The sequence below is a fragment of the Bacillus sp. FSL K6-0073 genome, from assembly GCF_038006085.1.
In the GTDB taxonomy this organism is placed as follows: Bacteria; Bacillota; Bacilli; order Bacillales; family Bacillaceae_G; genus Bacillus_A; species Bacillus_A cereus.
Genome location: NZ_JBBOUN010000001.1, coordinates 1,893,358 through 1,909,827 on the forward strand (window position 1 = coordinate 1,893,358; position 16,470 = coordinate 1,909,827).

The window sequence follows — 16,470 nt, forward strand, 5'->3', positions numbered from 1 at the left end:
TATAAATCGTAATTATTACGCTTTGAATACATTTGAAGTAAAGAAATGGATGGTCGGTTGAATGAATAAAGTGGAGATTCATATATTAGGTGGTTTTTTAGGTAGTGGAAAATCAACATTATTACAAAATTTATTGTTAGCAGAGAAAAAGAAGAATAGAAAAGTTGCAGTATTAATGAATGAAATTGGTGAATACTCAGTAGATACAGATATTATTGGAAAAGAGAATGTTTTAAGAGAACTTCTTAAAGGATGTATTTGTTGTACGTTAAAAGAAGAGCTTGAAATACAATTACATTCGTTATACCAACAAGAAAGACCAGATGTAATTTATATAGAAACGACAGGTGTTGCGCATCCAATTGAAGTGTTAGACGCGTGTGTCTCGCCAATTTTAGCTCCTTTTCTGGAAGTGAAATCAATTGTAGTCGTTTTAGATGCAGTAAGGTGGTTAAATCGAAGTATATTAAGTGCAAATGTACAACAGCTATTGCATGAGCAACTGAAATTTGGTAGTCACATTCTTGTTAATAAAGCAGATTTACTAACAGATGAAGATAAGAATACAGTATTTGAAGAAGTAAAGGCAATAAATGATCATGCGAAAATGTATGAGACAAAGTATTGTAATATATCTTTAAAAGATATAGAAGAAGCAGAATTTCCAAATGATGAGGAACACGAGACACTACATGTCAAACAGCATTTACATATACAAACGATGACATATCAATTTACGAAACCGATTGATCAAGACAAATTATATGAATGGCTTTCGAATTTACCAGATAGTATTTATCGAGTGAAAGGTTTTGTGAAATTCCATGGAGATAAATACCCTCACCTATTCCAATATTCGTTCGGAGTACCAACTTTATTAGAACAAGACTTCGGTTTCCCGACAAACTTAGTAGTAATAGGAGAAGGACTAGATAAGAAACAATTGGCTGAAGGGTTAGAGAAAGTAGAACTTAACTCTAATTAAGGGGAAAAGACTAACTTAAAAATAAGTTAGTCTTTTTGTATGGTCATTACTGAAATGAAACAGTATTTTCAATTGGATTGCAGAATATATATTGATTGTATGTCCGTTTCCATTACATAGGAAGGTGATTATATATTTGTGCCGAATGTAGAGGGTACTACAAGAGTTTTCCATTATCTATCGAATTAGTTAGTCATGATTACGGACAGGGGATTTTGGCGTGTTTGATTCTATCAGAAAGTAAAGTATGGGGAGGATCACAATGTCGATGAAAAAACGTAAGTGGCTAAAGACAATGTTTACTGGTTGTGTTTTAGGTTCGTTATTAATAACGGCAGCTTGTTCAGGAAAGAAAACAAGTACAGAGGATGAAAAAACGATTAAGGTAGGAGTCCTTGCTTCTTTAACAGGACCGCTAGAATCGTATGGAAAACAAACAGTGAACGGATTTGAATTAGGGTTAGATTATGCAACTGGTGGAACTGGGAAAGTAGATGGGAAAAAGATTAAGTTTGTTGTAGAAGATACAGAAACGAAAGCGGATGTAGCAGTTAAAAAAGCTACGAAGTTATTAGAAGAAGAGAAAGTTGATTTTTTAGTTGGATCGTCTAGTTCAAGTGATACGTTAGCGGTTTTACCACTGGCCGGGGAATATGAAAAGATTATGGTTGTAGAACCGGCAGTTGCGGATAGTATTACCGGGAAGAACTGGAATAAATATATTTTTAGAACTGGAAGAAGTTCCTCACAAGATGCGATTGCAGGAGCAGCAGCAATTGCGAAAAAAGATGTAAAGATTGCGACATTTGCCCCAGATAACGCTTTTGGTCGTGAAGGGATTGCTGCATTTAAAGCGGGTGCGAAAAAATTAGGTGCGAGCATTGTGAATGAGCAATACGCGGATACAAATTCAACAGATTTTACAGCGAATATTCAAAATATCATTAGTTCAAAACCAGATTATTTATTTATCGTTTGGGCAGGGGCAAATTCACCTTGGAAACAGTTGAAAGATATGAATGTGGAAGCACAAGGTATTAAAATTTCTACAGGTGCGCCAGATATACCAGCATTAAAAACAATGGATGCATTAGTAGGTATGCAAGGTTTTTCTGTATATTATCACACACTTCCAAAAAATAAAGTGAATGATTGGCTAGTTGAAGAGCATAAAAAACGTTTTAATGGTGTAGTGCCAGATTTGTTTACAGCGGGAGGAATGTCAGCAGCAATTTCTATTGTAGAAGCTTTAAAGAAAACAAAAGGTGATACAGATGTAGATACCTTGATTAAGAAAATGGAAGGAATGGAATTTGATACACCGAAAGGAAAGATGAAGTTTAGAGAGAAGGACCACCAAGCGATGCAGACGCTGTATTCTATCACATTGAAAAAGCAAGATGGTGTTGATTATCCGGTGCCAGTGTTAGAGCGAGAATTAACGATGAAAGAAACAGAACCACCAGTTCAAAATAAATAGACTGAATTTTCTGTTGTTTTTGTATAAAGAGGGGGGACCCTCTTTATACATATTTCCTTCATACTCACGGCTTTAAAGGGAGGGATTTCGTGACACATTTGCTAGAGACGAAAAATCTTAGTGTATCTTTTGGTGAACATCAAGTTATTAAAGATGTAAATTTAACTGTCCAAAAAGGAAAGCTCATTTCTATTATTGGGCCAAATGGTGCGGGGAAGACAACATTATTTAATTTACTAAGTGGACAGATTTCACCTACAACAGGTGAAGTGTATTTTAAAGGGCAAGATATTACAAAACTATCGATTTCAGATCGAACACGCTTAGGAATCGGTCGCTCTTTTCAGCTTACAAACATATTCCCAGAATTAACGGTACTTGAAAATGTCCGTTTAAGTGTTCAATCATTCGTACAAGATTACTATAGTTTTTTCCCGAGTCCAGCAAAATTAAAGCAACAAGTTGGAGAGGCGAGACGTTTCTTAAAAACAGTATTACTTCACGAGAAAGAGAACGTATTAGCGAAAGATTTGGCACATGGAGAGAAAAGAAAGCTAGAACTTGCGATGTTATTAGCTTTAAAAACGGATGTGTTATTACTTGATGAGCCTACGGCAGGTATTTCGGTTGAGGAAGTCCCTGCTATATTACAAGTGATTGAAAATATTAAGAAACATCCAGAGAGTACAATTGTACTTATCGAACACAAAATGGATATGATATTAGGTTTGTCAGATCATCTTATCGTTTTATTTCATGGAGAGTTATTGGCTGAAGGATTGCCAGAAGAAATTATGAAAGATGAGCGTGTACAAAGTGCTTATTTAGGGGGATTATATAGTGGCACTATTACAAGTGAATAGTATAGAAACGTATTTAGATCAGTTTCATATTTTGCAAGGAGTATCTCTTACTGTTGAGAAAGGGACGATTACTGTACTGTTTGGTAGAAACGGGGCAGGGAAAACAACGACATTACGTTCAGTTATGGGGTTTCACCGGATTGCAGATGGTGAAATTTATTATGATAGTGCAAAAGTAAGTGGATTACCTACACATTTAATTTCAAGGAAAGGAATAGGGTATGTACCAGAAAATCAAGGTATTTTTCATGATTTGACAGTAGAAGAAACATTCGCTCTTGCTAGGGGAAAAGGTGAGGAAGTAGAAGGGAAAATAGAGTGGATGCTGGAACTATTTCCGGATTTAAAGCAGTTTTGGAATAAGAAAAGTGGGCTCTTGAGCGGAGGGCAAAAGCAAATGTTGGCTATTTCAAGAGCGTTTATTAATAGTGATGGATTATTACTTATTGATGAGCCGAGCAAAGGGCTATCCCCGATAATGGTGGAGAAATTAATGGTAGCTATTTTGAAGATGAAAGAGAAAACAACAGTTTTACTTGTTGAGCAAAATTTTATGATGGCTAGTCAAATTGGTGATTATTTTTACATTATGGATAACGGACGAATTGTTCATAACGGTTTTATGAATGAATTAAAAAAGGATAAGGAAATGTGTCATAAATATTTAGGAATCTCTTAACATGAATCCGAGGTGAAAAGGATGGATGTGTTAATCAATTTATTTGTAAATGGGATTTCAACAGGGATGCTCATTTTTTTGTTAGCATCAGGTCTTTCACTTATTTTCGGTCTAATGAGCGTTTTAAACTTTGCACACGGTGGTTTATTTGCATGGGGAGCATTTACAGGTGTTTGGTTATTTAATATGACAGGAAGTTATATATTAGCTTTAGTTGGAGCAGTAGCCATGGGAATGTTCCTAGGATTTATTTTAGAAAGGTTTCTTATTAGACCGGTATATGGAAATCATGTTCGACAGCTGCTCGTTACGCTTGGAGGAATGCTCGTTCTTAGTGAGTGTATTAAAATATTTTGGGGGCCAAACCCTATTAGTGCAAAATTACCGTTATGGTTACAAGGAAGTTTTACATTCGGAGGTATTATATTAATTAAATATCGTCTATTTGTTATTTTGATTGGGATAATTATTTACATTGCACTACTACTATTACTCAAAAAGACGAAGATAGGTCTTATGATCCGTGCAGGTGTAATGGATAAAGAAATGGTTCAAGCGCTTGGTATTAATGTAAAAGCGATATTTTCTTTCGTCTTTTTATTAGGAGCAGGGATGGCAGCTTTGGGAGGATTCTTATTAGCGCCGTATTCGGGCGTTATTTTCGCCGAGATGGGCATGCAGTATGCAATTTTAGCTTTTATAGTAGTAATTATCGGTGGATTAGGAAGCGTACAAGGTTCAGCTATTGCTTCTTTAATTGTTGGATTAGCTGGTGCTTTTACAGCGTATTTTATACCAGATTTATCACTTGCAATTAATATGTTAATGTTACTATTTTTCTTAATAGTGAAGCCAACTGGACTTGTTGGTGAAAAGGGGTGAAATGGTGAACAACACATCGGACCGAATTAAAGTATACTTTGGAGTATGTATGCTCATTTGTTTAAGTGTATTTCCGTTCGTAAATGATTCAAGGAGCTTGTTAATTTTGTTCACTCAAATCTTCATCTTTGCTATTTTTGCAATGAGTTTTGATGTATTGCTTGGGTATACAGGAATTGTATCGTTCGGTCATTGTATGTTCTTTGGGATAGGAGCATATGGGGTAGCGCTTTTATTTGATCGACAAGGCGTATCAATAACGAACTTTTTAATTGGAATAGTAGCTGCAATTATCATTTCAGCAATCGTTAGTTATATAATTGGTTTACTTTCTTTACGGCTGAAAAGTCATTTTTATGCAATGTTAACACTTGCTATTTCACAGTTGTTTTTCGTCCTTGCTGAAAAATGGCGTGGGCTCACTCACGGAGGAGATGGTTTTACATTTGGTGTACCAGACGTATTCCGTGATCGTTTTACGTTTTATTATGTAACACTTATATGTTTACTTATCATTTTTGTTCTCTTACGTCTTTTCACCAAATCTTCTATTGGAAAAGTATTAAAAGCAATTTCACAAAATGAGCAACGTGTTGAAGCACTAGGATATAAAGTGCTTCATTATAAAATTATTGCTAGCATTGTTGCAGGAGTAGTAGCTGCGATTAGCGGTGGTTTATTTGTTATTACATTACGTTTTGTTAATACGACTGTATTTTCAATTGAAATGACACTAAATGCACTCTTGATGACAATGATTGGAGGAATCGGAACATTAATTGGAGCTATTGCTGGATCTGGGATTATTGAATCCCTAAAATATTATTTATCAGAACTAGCTACAGAGTATCCGATCTTTGAACGATGGACGATTATTCTTGGTTTATTGTACATTATCGTATTGCTAGTTTTCCCGAAAGGATTAGTTGGTACAGTTAAGGGACTGAAGAATATGAAACGGAATAAGAAGGAGAAAAGTGCAGAAGTGGAGCAAAATGTGTGAAAAATCAATTGTATACAAAATAAAAATCCCTCTTTTATATTCGTTAAAGAGGGATTTTTATTTTGAAAAAAGTTTGTAATCAAAGTCATTTTATTAATCAAATAGTTCATCAGGGATATGCTTTATAAAGGTTTGATTCGTAAAAAAATGAACAGCTAAATTCTCAAGGGGAACATCTTCAATTATTACTAATGTATCATTTTTAATCGGTAAAAAAGCTATTCCTTTTCCATCAGCAATAAACTCTTCCATAAGCGAATAAGAATCCAACTGTTGAAGTTGTCGCTGAGATAGATTGTTTTCTTTTAGAAATTGTATTGTCTTATTCCTAAAAGGGCACTTTTTGTCATTGCTAACGAAGAAAATTTCTTTTGAATAATCAATGGTACATTTTTCTTTCGCTTTTAATAAGCCTACAGAAATTGAGGTTGTGAACACTTTTTTAAACGATGCGTCAGGATAATCCTCATAAGTTATGACCATATCAACTTTTTGTTGCTGCAGTAATTTTTGCAAATGACTACTACTTTCTACATATATTTGATAATTTCTGAAATTTACTTTAATACGCTTACTTAAATAATTTGTCAAAATAGATTGTGACGTCGCTATTATATAAGAAGAACCACTCGTTTTAATTTCATCTTTTACTTCTTCTAATAGAGTTAATATTTTATTCGTGTAATCTAATAAAATGTCACCAGCAGGTAACAAGGAAACGCCTTTGTTATCTCTATGTAGTAAAGGCGTTTCTAATTCTTGTTCTAATTTTTTGATTCGCTCAGTTACGTTCGGTTGAACATATCCTAACTCTTTAGCAGCTTTACTAATAGAACCCTCACTGGCCACAGTTTTGAATATAATAAGATCATTTATTTCCATGTATCTCAGCCCCTTATGCACTATCATTATAAATGATACCAAACATAATTTATACCTATTTTACGTTAGCCGCTTATCGATTTATCATAATGTATATAAGATTGAAAGCGAGTGATAAACATGATTGGAATGCAATATAAGGTCATTCTTCCAAAGGATTATGACATGGAAATTATTAAGAAAAGGGTAAAGGATAATGGCTATAAAACTGATGGTTTCCAAGAACTAAATTTTAAAGCTTATTTAATTACGGAAACGGAGAAAGACGGAAATTTTTATAACTGCTATGCACCTTTATATATTTGGAATGGTCATGAAGGGATGAATAAATTTATCTTTGAAGGGTATTACGATAACATTTTACAATCTTTTGGATGGCAACAAATACATATAGGTGTTCCATTAGTGGTTAATCTAAGTGATGGATTTAAGAAAAGTAGATATGTTGTTGAATATGCAGGAAGTATTTCTCAAAGTAAAACACTGATTGGGACTCAATTAAGCACTATGAATGAAGATGTACAAAACAACGAAAAGTGTTTAGGGAATGTAATTGTTTATAATCCGGATAAATGGGGGTATAGTAGGTTTGAGTTTTATGAAGAGAAGCCTGATATTGTAGTGAATAAAGGTGTTACAGTATATGAGATTTTACACATTTCACGATGAAATTTTGTTGTATATTAAAAATAAGAAAAGGAATGAAAGTCTATGCCTTTTGTGAAGATTTATTATTCTGAAAACATATTAAATGAAGAAGAGCTGGAAAAAATGGGTGAATGTATTCATCTTTCATTAATTGAACATTTTAACATCCCTGAAAATGATTATTTTCAAATGTTCTTACCTTACCAACAAAACAAATTTTTATATAATCCATATTATTTGTTGGAAAGAGGAGAAAAGAGAACAGAGAATATGATTTATGTTTCTATTACATGTGGACCGGGAAGAACGGTGCAACAGAAAAAAGATTTGTATCAATCGGTATCCTTAAAAATTACGGAATATTCCAACGTTAAAACTTCGGATATTTTTATTACACTAAATGAGACAGCTGCTGAAAACTGGTCATTTGGTCAAGGAATAGCACAAATGGTGAAAATAAAGGGAGAAAAAAATGAAAAATGAACTTATTGAAGTACATATTAAAAAGAAAATGAGAGAAATGTCACCTGCATTTGCTCATTATAGTGAAAAGATATTATTTGAGGAAGTGTGGCGGGATGCCACTTTAACATTAAGAGAAAGAAGTTTGTGTACTGTGTCAGCACTAATCAGTCTCGGCAATACAGAACAATTACAATTTCATCTGAAGCTAGCTAAACAAAATGGGGTTATGGAGAATGAATTGGTTGCATTAATAACACATATGGCTTTTTACGTTGGTTGGCCAAAAGCTATGGCAGCTTTAAATATAGTAATGAATGAAAGGAAAAGTTAAGAATAATGATAAGTAAGAATTCATGTTTATATGAATTCTTACTTATCATTATTTATGCAATACTCTATCGATATATTTATTACATTTTTTCTTGCTTTTTTATCACTTGCGTAGTAAAGTGATAGTAAGATGAACGCTAGGAAGTGACAAAAAATGCGTGATAATACGATAGGATCATTAATATGGTTACGTTTAATACGATTTACGAACCAAAGTAATCAAATGTCAAATGAGTTTTTAAAACGTTTTGATTTAACGACAGCTCAATTTGATGTGCTTTTGCAAATACGTACGTATCAACCACTAACACAAATGGAGTTAGCTGAAAAGGTAACTGTTACACAAGGTGGCATTTCTCGAATGTTAACTCGTCTTGAAAAAGAAGGATATATTGTACGAAAACAAGATTGGAAAACGAAAACAATTAGTCTTACAGAGCAAGGGGAATCGGCCTTAGAGAAAGCATTGCCAGAGCAACTTGCATTTCAATCTTCGTTTTTTGATGATGTATTAAATGAAGAAGAGCAGAAAATATTATATGAGCTGATGACGAAAGTTCATAAGCATAGCGAAAAAAAAGAATTACCGCAAGAGTAATTTTTTTTACACCATCAATTGACTAATCAAGTGATGAGATAGGTAATACGGAGATATACTTGACTTACCAACGTTTTTAGAAGAAAAACTAATACTACATTATTAAAGGGGAGAGCAACAATGGAAAAATACCGTATCGATACAAAAAAAGGAATTGAGTTTGGGTTATATTCAATTGGCGATCATGTTTTAAATCCACATAATGGGGAGAAAATTACGCCAGAAAAAAGAATTCACGAACTAATTGAAACAGCTAAGTTAGCAGATGAGGCAGGGCTTGATGTGTTTGCTGTAGGTGAAAGTCATCAAACGCATTTTACAACGCAAGCTCATACAGTTATTTTAGGTGCGGTCGCGCAAGCTACGAAAAATATAAAAATTGCAAGTTCAGCAACGATATTAAGTACATCTGACCCAGTTCGAGTATATGAGGATTTCGCTACAATTGACTTGATTTCTAATGGACGTGCAGAAATTGTGGCTGGTCGTGGATCTCGTATTGGAGGATATAGTTTACTTGGTTATGACGTGAATGATTATGAAGAATTATTCGAAGAGAAGATGGATCTTTTATTAAAAATTAATAACGAGGAACATGTCACATGGAATGGACAGTTCAGAGCACCGCTCGCACATGCATCGGTTATTCCGAGAGCGAAAAATAATAACTTACCAATTTGGCGTGCGGTTGGAGGTCCACCAGCTAGTGCAATTAAAGCAGGACGCGCGGGTGTACCAATGATGATAACAACACTTGGTGGTCCAGCAATTAACTTTAAAGTGTCAGTAGATGCTTACCGCGAGGCGGCTGTACAAAGTGGATTTGATTCAGCTAGTTTACCAGTTGCGACAACGAGTTTATTTTATACGACAAAAAATTCACAAGATGCACTTAGTGAATATTACCCTCACATTAATGCTGGTATGCTTACACTGCGCGGTGGTGGGTATCCGAAACAGCAATTTACAAATGCAATAGATTACCGTGATGCTTTAATGGTTGGTAGCCCACAACAAATCATTGAGAAAATGCTGTACCAATATGAATTATTTGGCCAACAACGCTTTATGGCACAAATTGATTTTGGCGGTGTACCATTTGATAAAATTGAGAAAAATATTGAATTAATTGCTACTGAAATTTTACCAGCCGTTAGAAAACATACAGCAAAATAAATAAAAAAACTGAGAGTCTAATCGACTTTCAGTTTTTTTTATTTGTTCTGGAAAAATGACAAAAAAATGAACTTTTAGTCGAGGAAGAGGGAAGTTATTTTCTATTTTTGAATAACATTATTTCGAGTTTGAATTTTAAAAATACATTTTTCTCTTGACAAAAAACAAGCGTTTATCGAGGGTAGTTTCGAGGACATTTTTTCGGGTGAAAGTCAAGTGTATGAAGAGAAAAACGATTGTTTTATAGATATAAAAGTAAGAAGTATATTGAAAAAACACATTTTGCTAATGAGAAAAATCTGATTCAAAAAAATGACAAAAGACATATTTCAGACAAAATGATGTCAATAATACGTCAAAAATAACCTGAATTTACTATGCAGGTATATTATACAATTCGATTAACGAATAAAACACTACAGAAATAGTGAAAAGGTAAAAAATAGCATTACAATAGTTTGAAAAACTGAAACTTCATATTTTTCGACAATACATACAAAATGTTTTTGTCTTTTCGTATTTCTTAATAATTGAGTTTGATAAGATTGCTCAATTAACTTTTATTATAAAAACTATGAAGGAAGTGATTTTAGTATGGAAACGCTCGAATTGGCACGAATACAGTTCGCATCAACAACGATTTTCCATTACTTTTTTGTTCCGCTGTCAATTGGTTTAGCTTTTATTATTGCGATCATGCAAACGTTGTATGTGGTAAAAGGGCAAGAAGTATATAAGAAGATGGCAAAGTTTTGGACGCAATTATTCCTTATTAACTTTGCAGTAGGTGTAGTAACAGGTATTTTACAAGAATTCCAGTTTGGTATGAACTGGTCAACGTATTCACGTTTTGTAGGTGATGTATTTGGTCCATCACTTGCGATTGAAGGATTACTGGCATTTTTCATTGAGTCTACATTCCTGGGTTTATGGGTATTCGGTGAGGATAAATTACCGAAGCGAATTCACTTAATGTGTATTTGGCTCCTTTCAATTGGAACGATGTTATCAGCATTCTGGATTTTAACTGCAAGTGCATTTATGCAGTCACCTGTCGGGTATGAAATGGCAGCTGATGGTCGTGCGCAAATGAATGATTTCTTAGCCATTATTCAAAACCCACAACTATGGGTACAATTCCCGCATACAATTACAGCGGCAATTGCAACAGGTGCATTCTTTATTGCTGGTGTAAGTGCATGGAAAATTACAAAAGGACAAGAAACTGTAGTATTTAAAAAATCTTTCCGAATTTCTATCATTGTTGGAACAATTACAACGGCGCTTGTATTATTCTTCGGTCATGCACAAGCGCAACAATTAATTAAGACACATCCAATGAAGATGGCGGCAGCTGAAGCGCTATGGAATACAAGTGAGGATCCAGCACCATTTACAGTATTTTCGAAAATTGATACAGAGAAGAAAGAAAATTCGTTTGAAATTCAAATCCCTTATATGCTAAGTCTATTATCGTATGATAAGTTTAGCGGTCAAGTTGAAGGGATGAATCAAATTCAAAAACAATATGAGGAAAAATATGGACCTGGAGATTATATTCCTCCAGTGCATACAATGTTTTGGAGTTTTAGAGCGATGGTAATGAGTGGAACATTCATGCTTCTTCTAGGAGCTTACGGATGGTTCTTATCAAGAAAAGATCGTTTAGCGGAAAAAACGTGGTATTTAAAATTAATGGTGTATGCAATTTCTCTTCCATTCATCGGTAATACAGTAGGGTGGATTATGACTGAAATGGGTCGTCAACCTTGGGTTGTATTTGGTGTAATGAAAACAGAAGATGCTGTATCACCAAATGTAACATTCGGTGAAGTATTATTCTCACTTATTTCATTCACATCAATGTATTTAATTATGGGTGGAATTTGTGTGTACTTATTTGTTCGTACCATTAAGGGCCACAAGAATAAGAAAACGAAAAAGGATTATCAAAGCCATGATCCATTTGATAAGGAGGAAGAGTATGTTATCTCTTAATGAGTTATGGTTTTTAGTTATTGCAATCTTATTTGTTGGATTCTTCGTACTGGAAGGTTTCGACTTTGGGGTAGGAATGGTTTCGAGGTTTTTAGGAAAGAATGATTTTGAAAAACGAGTTTACTTAAATACAATAGGACCGTTCTGGCACGCGAATGAAGTATGGCTTGTTTGTGCTGGTGGAGCCATGTTTGCGGCATTTCCGCACTGGTATGCAACTTTATTTAGTGGTTTTTATATTCCGTTTGTATTTATGCTTCTTGCTTTAATTTTAAGAGGTGTTTCCTTTAAATTTCGTGCGAAAATAGATAATCATAAATGGAAGAGTGCATGGGATTGGGGAATGTTTATTGGAAGTATGTTACCTCCTATCCTTTGGGGAGTTGCGATTGCAAACTTTATGGTAGGTGTACCTATTGATGAGAGTAAAAATGTTGTAGGTGGATTCTTGCAATTACTTCATCCATTTGCGTTACTTGGAGGAGTAATGTTTCTCCTACTATGTATTGTTCACGGATTACAATTTCTTACGATACGTACAACTGGTAAATTGAGAGAACGTGCACGAATTGCTGCAATAAAAATTGCACCATTTTCATTAATTACACTTCTTGTTTTTGCTGGTGTGGGGTTATGGAAAACCGACATTTTCACTGCTCATGGAACAGAATGGATTATGGTGCCAATCGGAGCTTTTGTAGCACTATTAGTGTCCACTTTATTAAATAAAAGAAGAAGAGATGGTTGGGCTTTCTTTATGACGAGTTTAACAATCATTTTACTAAGTGCGAGTGTATTTATCGGTATGTTCCCACGTGTTATGATTAGCTCTTTAGGAGCAATGAATGATTTGACAATTTACAACGCAGCATCAGGAGCTTATGCATTAAAACTTATGACTTACTTTGCGATTGCTATTTTGCCTTTCGTTATCGGAAGTCAAATATGGAGTTATTATGTATTTAGACAACCTGTTAAGTCAGACAACGATTTGGAGTACTAATGAAAAGAAAAAGAGGACTTCCGTCTTATCCCGGTAGCCGTATTTTATATGTAGCGTTAACGATTATTAGTATTTTAGAAGCTTTTAGTATTATTGCGCAAACAATCTTTTTAGCACGAGCTATTACGTTTTTATTTCATGGAGAGACAGTACAAACAATATTAAGTGAAATTGTTTATTTTGGTATCGCGTTTGCAGCGCGTCATATAGTAGTTCGAACATCACAAATATTAGTGGAACGTTTTGCTGAAAAAACAGGGTCGTTACTAAGAAAACAACTAGTAGAGGCATATTTCCCATTAGGTCCAAGGTATGTTCAAACTGTTGGGACTGGTCATCTGGTTACCTTATCAATTGAAGGGATTGAGAAATTTAAAACATATATTGAATTAACGATTCCTAAAATGATTAGAAGTAGCATCGTTCCAGGTCTAATTGTACTATATGTTTTTACGCTAGATATTGAGTCTGGAATCATTTTAGTTGTAACGATTCCTATCGTGATCATATTTATGATTCTTCTCGGATTAGCAGCGCAAAAAATGGCAGATAGTCAGTACGAGATATATCGTGTACTTTCGAACCATTTTGTAGATACGTTAAAAGGTTTAGAAACATTAAAGTATTTAGGGAAAAGTGAACAGCACGAAGGAAAGATTGAAAAAGTAAGTAAAAGGTATAGAAAAGCAACGATGCGTACTTTGCGAGTTGCTTTTCTTTCTTCTTTTGCATTAGATTTCTTTACGAGTTTATCAATTGCGTTTGTGGCAGTTGGATTAGGGATACGTTTAATAGATGGAACGATTATACTATTACCAGCCCTTACAATTTTGATTTTAGCTCCGGAATATTTTCTGCCGATTAAACAAGTGGGAGCAAATTATCATGCGACATTAGATGGACAAATTGCGATGGAGCAAATAGAAGAGATTTTGCAACAACAAAAAGGAATACAAAAGAAAGATTTAAATGAAGATATAGTATGGAATGCCTCTAGTAGCTTGAAATTACAAGACATCAAAGTTAATAATGCTGAATCTGAAAAGGCTATATTAGAAGGAATTAATTTTACTTGGGAAGGTAACGGTGCTATTGGTGTTATTGGTGAAAGTGGTGCAGGCAAATCGACGTTAATCGACGTATTAGCAGGTTTTTTATCTCCTTCGAGTGGAAAGATGTTAGTAAATGGTGTAGAAGTTGATGGATCTACTCGTGAAGATTGGCAAAAAAATATCGCTTATATTCCGCAGCAACCTTATATTTTTCCGCTTTCATTAAAGGATAACATTCGTTTTTATGAAACAAATGCAACAGATGAAGAAGTTGAAAGAGTTATTAATGAAGTCGGCCTTCGTTCACTCGTTACATCACTTCCAAATGGGATGCACGAAAGAATTGGAGAAGGTGGACGTATGCTAAGTGGCGGACAAGAACAGCGTGTTGCTATGGCGCGTGCGCTTTTAAGTAAAAAACCAATCATTTTATTAGATGAGCCTACGGCACATCTTGATATTGAAACCGAATTTGAAATAAAGCAAGCGATGTTACGTCTATTTAATGGAAAGTTAGTATTTTTAGCAACCCACCGTCTACATTGGATGAAACAAATGGACCATATTCTTATTTTAAATAAAGGGGAAATGAAAGAAAGTGGGACGTATGAAGAACTTTTAGAGAATGAGACATTACATTTTCATAGGGAAGAGAGGGGAGAGAAATGAGTAACTGGGTTAAACCTTATATAAAACAAAATAAAGGTAGAATGACTTTAACTATTTTCCTTGGTCTTCTTGGAGTTAGTTCAGGAGCGATGTTACTTTTTATTTCAGGTTATTTGATCTCAAAATCTGCCCTTAGACCAGAAAATGTAATGGCTGTATATGTTCCTATTGTTGCAACAAGAGCGTTTAGTATAGGGCAAGCTGTATTTCATTATATAGAGCGCTTAGTCGGACATGATGTCGTACTACGTATATTAGAAAAAATGAGAACGAGGCTATATATAATAGTAGAACCACAGGCGTTATTTTTCCGTTCTCGATTTCAAACGGGTGATATGTTAGGAGTGTTATCCGAAGATATAGAGCATTTGCAAAACCTATATTTACGTACAATATTTCCTAGCATATTAGCGCTAGTTGTTTATAGTATCTTCGTACTTGTTATCGGTGCATTTGATTTTGTTTTTGCACTTATTGTAGGTTGTATGTTAGCTATTATCGTTTTTCTTCTTCCGTTTGTATCATTACTTTTGATGAAGAAACATCATGTTACTTTAAAGCAAGGAAGAAACCGTTTGTATCAACAACTGACAGATGCTGTTTTTGGATTATCTGATTGGCAAGCAAGTGGTCGTAAAGATGAATTTATTAATGAGTATGTAAAACAAAATGATCAGTTGTTAAAAATCGAAAAGAGAGTGAAACGCTGGTATCATATTCGGGACAGTATCATTCAATTAGTAGTAGGTATTGTAGTTATTTCGATGATCATATGGACTGGGAATGAAGCGGCAAGTGAACAAATTGCTCCTACAGTTATCGCAGCTTTCGTATTAATGACTTTATCTGTAACGAACGCGCTTATTCCTATTGCAGATGCCATCGATCGAATACCGTCGTATGTAGAATCTACCCATCGTCTTAATGGCGTAGAAAGTGATAGTGTTTTACATGATGAAACGGATTTGCATGGAGAGAAAGACTATATTGAACCAAAACATGTAGATATTGAACTGAATCACGTATCGTATAGTTATCCAGATAGTAATGAGATTGTATTAAAAGATGTATCATTACAAATAAAAGCAGGGAAGAAAATTGCTATTTTAGGGAGAAGTGGGACAGGGAAATCTACTTTACTAAAATTGTTAACAGGGGCGTTAAGCCCAGTAAATGGCCAAGTTGTACTAAATGGTGAACGAGCTAATACGAATCTTTTATCTAAATATATTTCTGTATTAAATCAAAAGCCGCATTTGTTTGATACGACAATTGGAAATAATGTACGAATTGGCAAACCAGAGGCGACGGATGAAGAGATATGGAAAGCTTTAGAGAAAGCACAATTAGCTTCACATGTTACTTCTCTTCCAGACGGATTACAAACAAAAATGCATGAAATGGGAAAGCGGTTTTCTGGTGGGGAAAGACAAAGGGTTGCTTTTGCTAGAACTCTTATGCAAGAAACACCAATTATTGTACTTGATGAACCGACTATCGGTTTAGATCCAAAAACAGAATTGTCTTTAATTGAAACAATGTTTTCTGCAACGGAAGAAAAGACGGTTATTTGGATTACGCACCATCTTGTAGGAATAGAACATGTAGACGAAGTTATATTCCTTGATCGTGGCCAAATTGTCATGCAAGGTAGTCATAAACAACTTCTGAAAGAAAATGAAAAGTATCGTAAACTTTATGAGTTAGATAAAGGAATATAATTTGAATAAGAAATAATTGTAAAAATAGCTACGCCT

Annotated in this window: 16 protein-coding genes; 15 read left to right on the forward strand and 1 reads right to left on the reverse strand. The window is 34.5% G+C overall.

The window, feature by feature from the left end; translation table 11 throughout:
* Positions 1-61 precede the first annotated feature (61 nt).
* The 6 genes from MHB52_RS09940 (at position 62) to MHB52_RS09965 (ending at position 5,892) form a co-directional block, all read left to right on the forward strand.
* Positions 62-985 (forward strand): CobW family GTP-binding protein, encoded by a 924-nt coding sequence (locus tag MHB52_RS09940; RefSeq protein ID WP_001044939.1) that lies wholly within the window; start codon positions 62-64, stop codon positions 983-985.
* A 262-nt stretch (positions 986-1,247) separates the two neighbouring features.
* A complete protein-coding gene (locus tag MHB52_RS09945) occupies positions 1,248-2,465 on the forward strand; it encodes a substrate-binding domain-containing protein (RefSeq protein WP_000062003.1) in 1,218 nt (405 codons plus the stop codon).
* A gap of 89 nt (positions 2,466-2,554) precedes the next feature.
* Entirely contained in the window at positions 2,555-3,328 is a 774-nt protein-coding gene (locus MHB52_RS09950) for an ABC transporter ATP-binding protein (RefSeq protein WP_061664145.1), read from the forward strand.
* Positions 3,306-4,007 carry an ABC transporter ATP-binding protein gene (locus tag MHB52_RS09955; protein ID WP_001196718.1) on the forward strand — a complete coding sequence of 234 codons (702 nt, stop codon included), beginning with the start codon at positions 3,306-3,308 and terminating at the stop codon, positions 4,005-4,007. Before MHB52_RS09950 ends, MHB52_RS09955 begins: the two co-directional genes overlap by 23 nt.
* Positions 4,008-4,028: 21 nt before the next feature.
* Complete coding sequence (locus tag MHB52_RS09960) at positions 4,029-4,889, forward strand: branched-chain amino acid ABC transporter permease (RefSeq protein WP_000382787.1); 861 nt, start codon at positions 4,029-4,031, stop codon at positions 4,887-4,889.
* Between the two features lie 49 nt (positions 4,890-4,938).
* Positions 4,939-5,892: a branched-chain amino acid ABC transporter permease gene (locus MHB52_RS09965; RefSeq protein WP_016117608.1), complete on the forward strand. Its 954-nt coding sequence runs from the start codon at positions 4,939-4,941 to the stop codon at positions 5,890-5,892.
* 93 nt (positions 5,893-5,985) lie between these two features.
* Here the strand turns inward: MHB52_RS09965 and MHB52_RS09970 are convergent, their stop codons facing one another.
* On the reverse strand, positions 5,986-6,774 hold the full coding sequence (locus MHB52_RS09970; protein WP_000404994.1) for a LysR family transcriptional regulator: 789 nt from the start codon (positions 6,772-6,774) through the stop codon (positions 5,986-5,988).
* A 120-nt stretch (positions 6,775-6,894) separates the two neighbouring features.
* Between MHB52_RS09970 and MHB52_RS09975 the strand changes: the two genes are divergently transcribed.
* From MHB52_RS09975 to cydC, 9 genes are all read left to right on the forward strand, one after another.
* A complete protein-coding gene (locus tag MHB52_RS09975; protein ID WP_000579908.1) occupies positions 6,895-7,443 on the forward strand; it encodes a DUF4865 family protein in 549 nt (182 codons plus the stop codon).
* Between the two features lie 42 nt (positions 7,444-7,485).
* Complete coding sequence (locus MHB52_RS09980; RefSeq protein WP_016117609.1) at positions 7,486-7,905, forward strand: tautomerase family protein; 420 nt, start codon at positions 7,486-7,488, stop codon at positions 7,903-7,905.
* The gene (locus MHB52_RS09985; RefSeq protein WP_016117610.1) at positions 7,895-8,218 is read left to right on the forward strand and encodes a carboxymuconolactone decarboxylase family protein; all 324 of its coding nucleotides are present in this window, start codon (positions 7,895-7,897) and stop codon (positions 8,216-8,218) included. The genes MHB52_RS09980 and MHB52_RS09985 overlap by 11 nt, the downstream gene beginning before the upstream one ends.
* A gap of 153 nt (positions 8,219-8,371) precedes the next feature.
* The gene (locus MHB52_RS09990; protein ID WP_001205528.1) at positions 8,372-8,815 is read left to right on the forward strand and encodes a MarR family winged helix-turn-helix transcriptional regulator; all 444 of its coding nucleotides are present in this window, start codon (positions 8,372-8,374) and stop codon (positions 8,813-8,815) included.
* Positions 8,816-8,935: 120 nt separating this feature from the next.
* Positions 8,936-9,991 (forward strand): LLM class flavin-dependent oxidoreductase, encoded by a 1,056-nt coding sequence (locus MHB52_RS09995; RefSeq protein WP_016117611.1) that lies wholly within the window; start codon positions 8,936-8,938, stop codon positions 9,989-9,991.
* A gap of 594 nt (positions 9,992-10,585) precedes the next feature.
* The gene (cydA, locus tag MHB52_RS10000; RefSeq protein WP_000448869.1) at positions 10,586-11,989 is read left to right on the forward strand and encodes a cytochrome ubiquinol oxidase subunit I; all 1,404 of its coding nucleotides are present in this window, start codon (positions 10,586-10,588) and stop codon (positions 11,987-11,989) included.
* Positions 11,976-12,992, forward strand: coding sequence for a cytochrome d ubiquinol oxidase subunit II (gene cydB, locus MHB52_RS10005; RefSeq protein ID WP_000950083.1), 1,017 nt, complete (start codon positions 11,976-11,978; stop codon positions 12,990-12,992). Before cydA ends, cydB begins: the two co-directional genes overlap by 14 nt.
* Positions 12,992-14,713, forward strand: a complete 1,722-nt coding sequence (gene cydD / locus MHB52_RS10010) for a thiol reductant ABC exporter subunit CydD (protein WP_061664146.1) — start codon at positions 12,992-12,994, stop codon at positions 14,711-14,713. The genes cydB and cydD overlap by 1 nt, the downstream gene beginning before the upstream one ends.
* The gene (gene cydC, locus MHB52_RS10015) at positions 14,710-16,434 is read left to right on the forward strand and encodes a thiol reductant ABC exporter subunit CydC (RefSeq protein WP_061664148.1); all 1,725 of its coding nucleotides are present in this window, start codon (positions 14,710-14,712) and stop codon (positions 16,432-16,434) included. Before cydD ends, cydC begins: the two co-directional genes overlap by 4 nt.
* Positions 16,435-16,470 lie beyond the last annotated feature (36 nt).

Coding starts and splice junctions, on each gene's coding strand:
- MHB52_RS09940 (WP_001044939.1), top strand. CDS start 62: ATGAATAAAGTGGAGATTCATATATTAGGTGGTTTTTTAGGTAGTGGA.
- MHB52_RS09945 (WP_000062003.1), top strand. CDS start 1,248: ATGTCGATGAAAAAACGTAAGTGGCTAAAGACAATGTTTACTGGTTGT.
- MHB52_RS09960 (WP_000382787.1), top strand. CDS start 4,029: ATGGATGTGTTAATCAATTTATTTGTAAATGGGATTTCAACAGGGATG.
- MHB52_RS09965 (WP_016117608.1), top strand. CDS start 4,939: ATGCTCATTTGTTTAAGTGTATTTCCGTTCGTAAATGATTCAAGGAGC.
- MHB52_RS09970 (WP_000404994.1), bottom strand. CDS start 6,774: ATGGAAATAAATGATCTTATTATATTCAAAACTGTGGCCAGTGAGGGT.
- MHB52_RS09975 (WP_000579908.1), top strand. CDS start 6,895: ATGATTGGAATGCAATATAAGGTCATTCTTCCAAAGGATTATGACATG.
- MHB52_RS09980 (WP_016117609.1), top strand. CDS start 7,486: ATGCCTTTTGTGAAGATTTATTATTCTGAAAACATATTAAATGAAGAA.
- MHB52_RS09985 (WP_016117610.1), top strand. CDS start 7,895: ATGAAAAATGAACTTATTGAAGTACATATTAAAAAGAAAATGAGAGAA.
- MHB52_RS09990 (WP_001205528.1), top strand. CDS start 8,372: ATGCGTGATAATACGATAGGATCATTAATATGGTTACGTTTAATACGA.
- MHB52_RS09995 (WP_016117611.1), top strand. CDS start 8,936: ATGGAAAAATACCGTATCGATACAAAAAAAGGAATTGAGTTTGGGTTA.
- cydA (WP_000448869.1), top strand. CDS start 10,586: ATGGAAACGCTCGAATTGGCACGAATACAGTTCGCATCAACAACGATT.
- cydB (WP_000950083.1), top strand. CDS start 11,976: ATGTTATCTCTTAATGAGTTATGGTTTTTAGTTATTGCAATCTTATTT.
- cydD (WP_061664146.1), top strand. CDS start 12,992: ATGAAAAGAAAAAGAGGACTTCCGTCTTATCCCGGTAGCCGTATTTTA.
- cydC (WP_061664148.1), top strand. CDS start 14,710: ATGAGTAACTGGGTTAAACCTTATATAAAACAAAATAAAGGTAGAATG.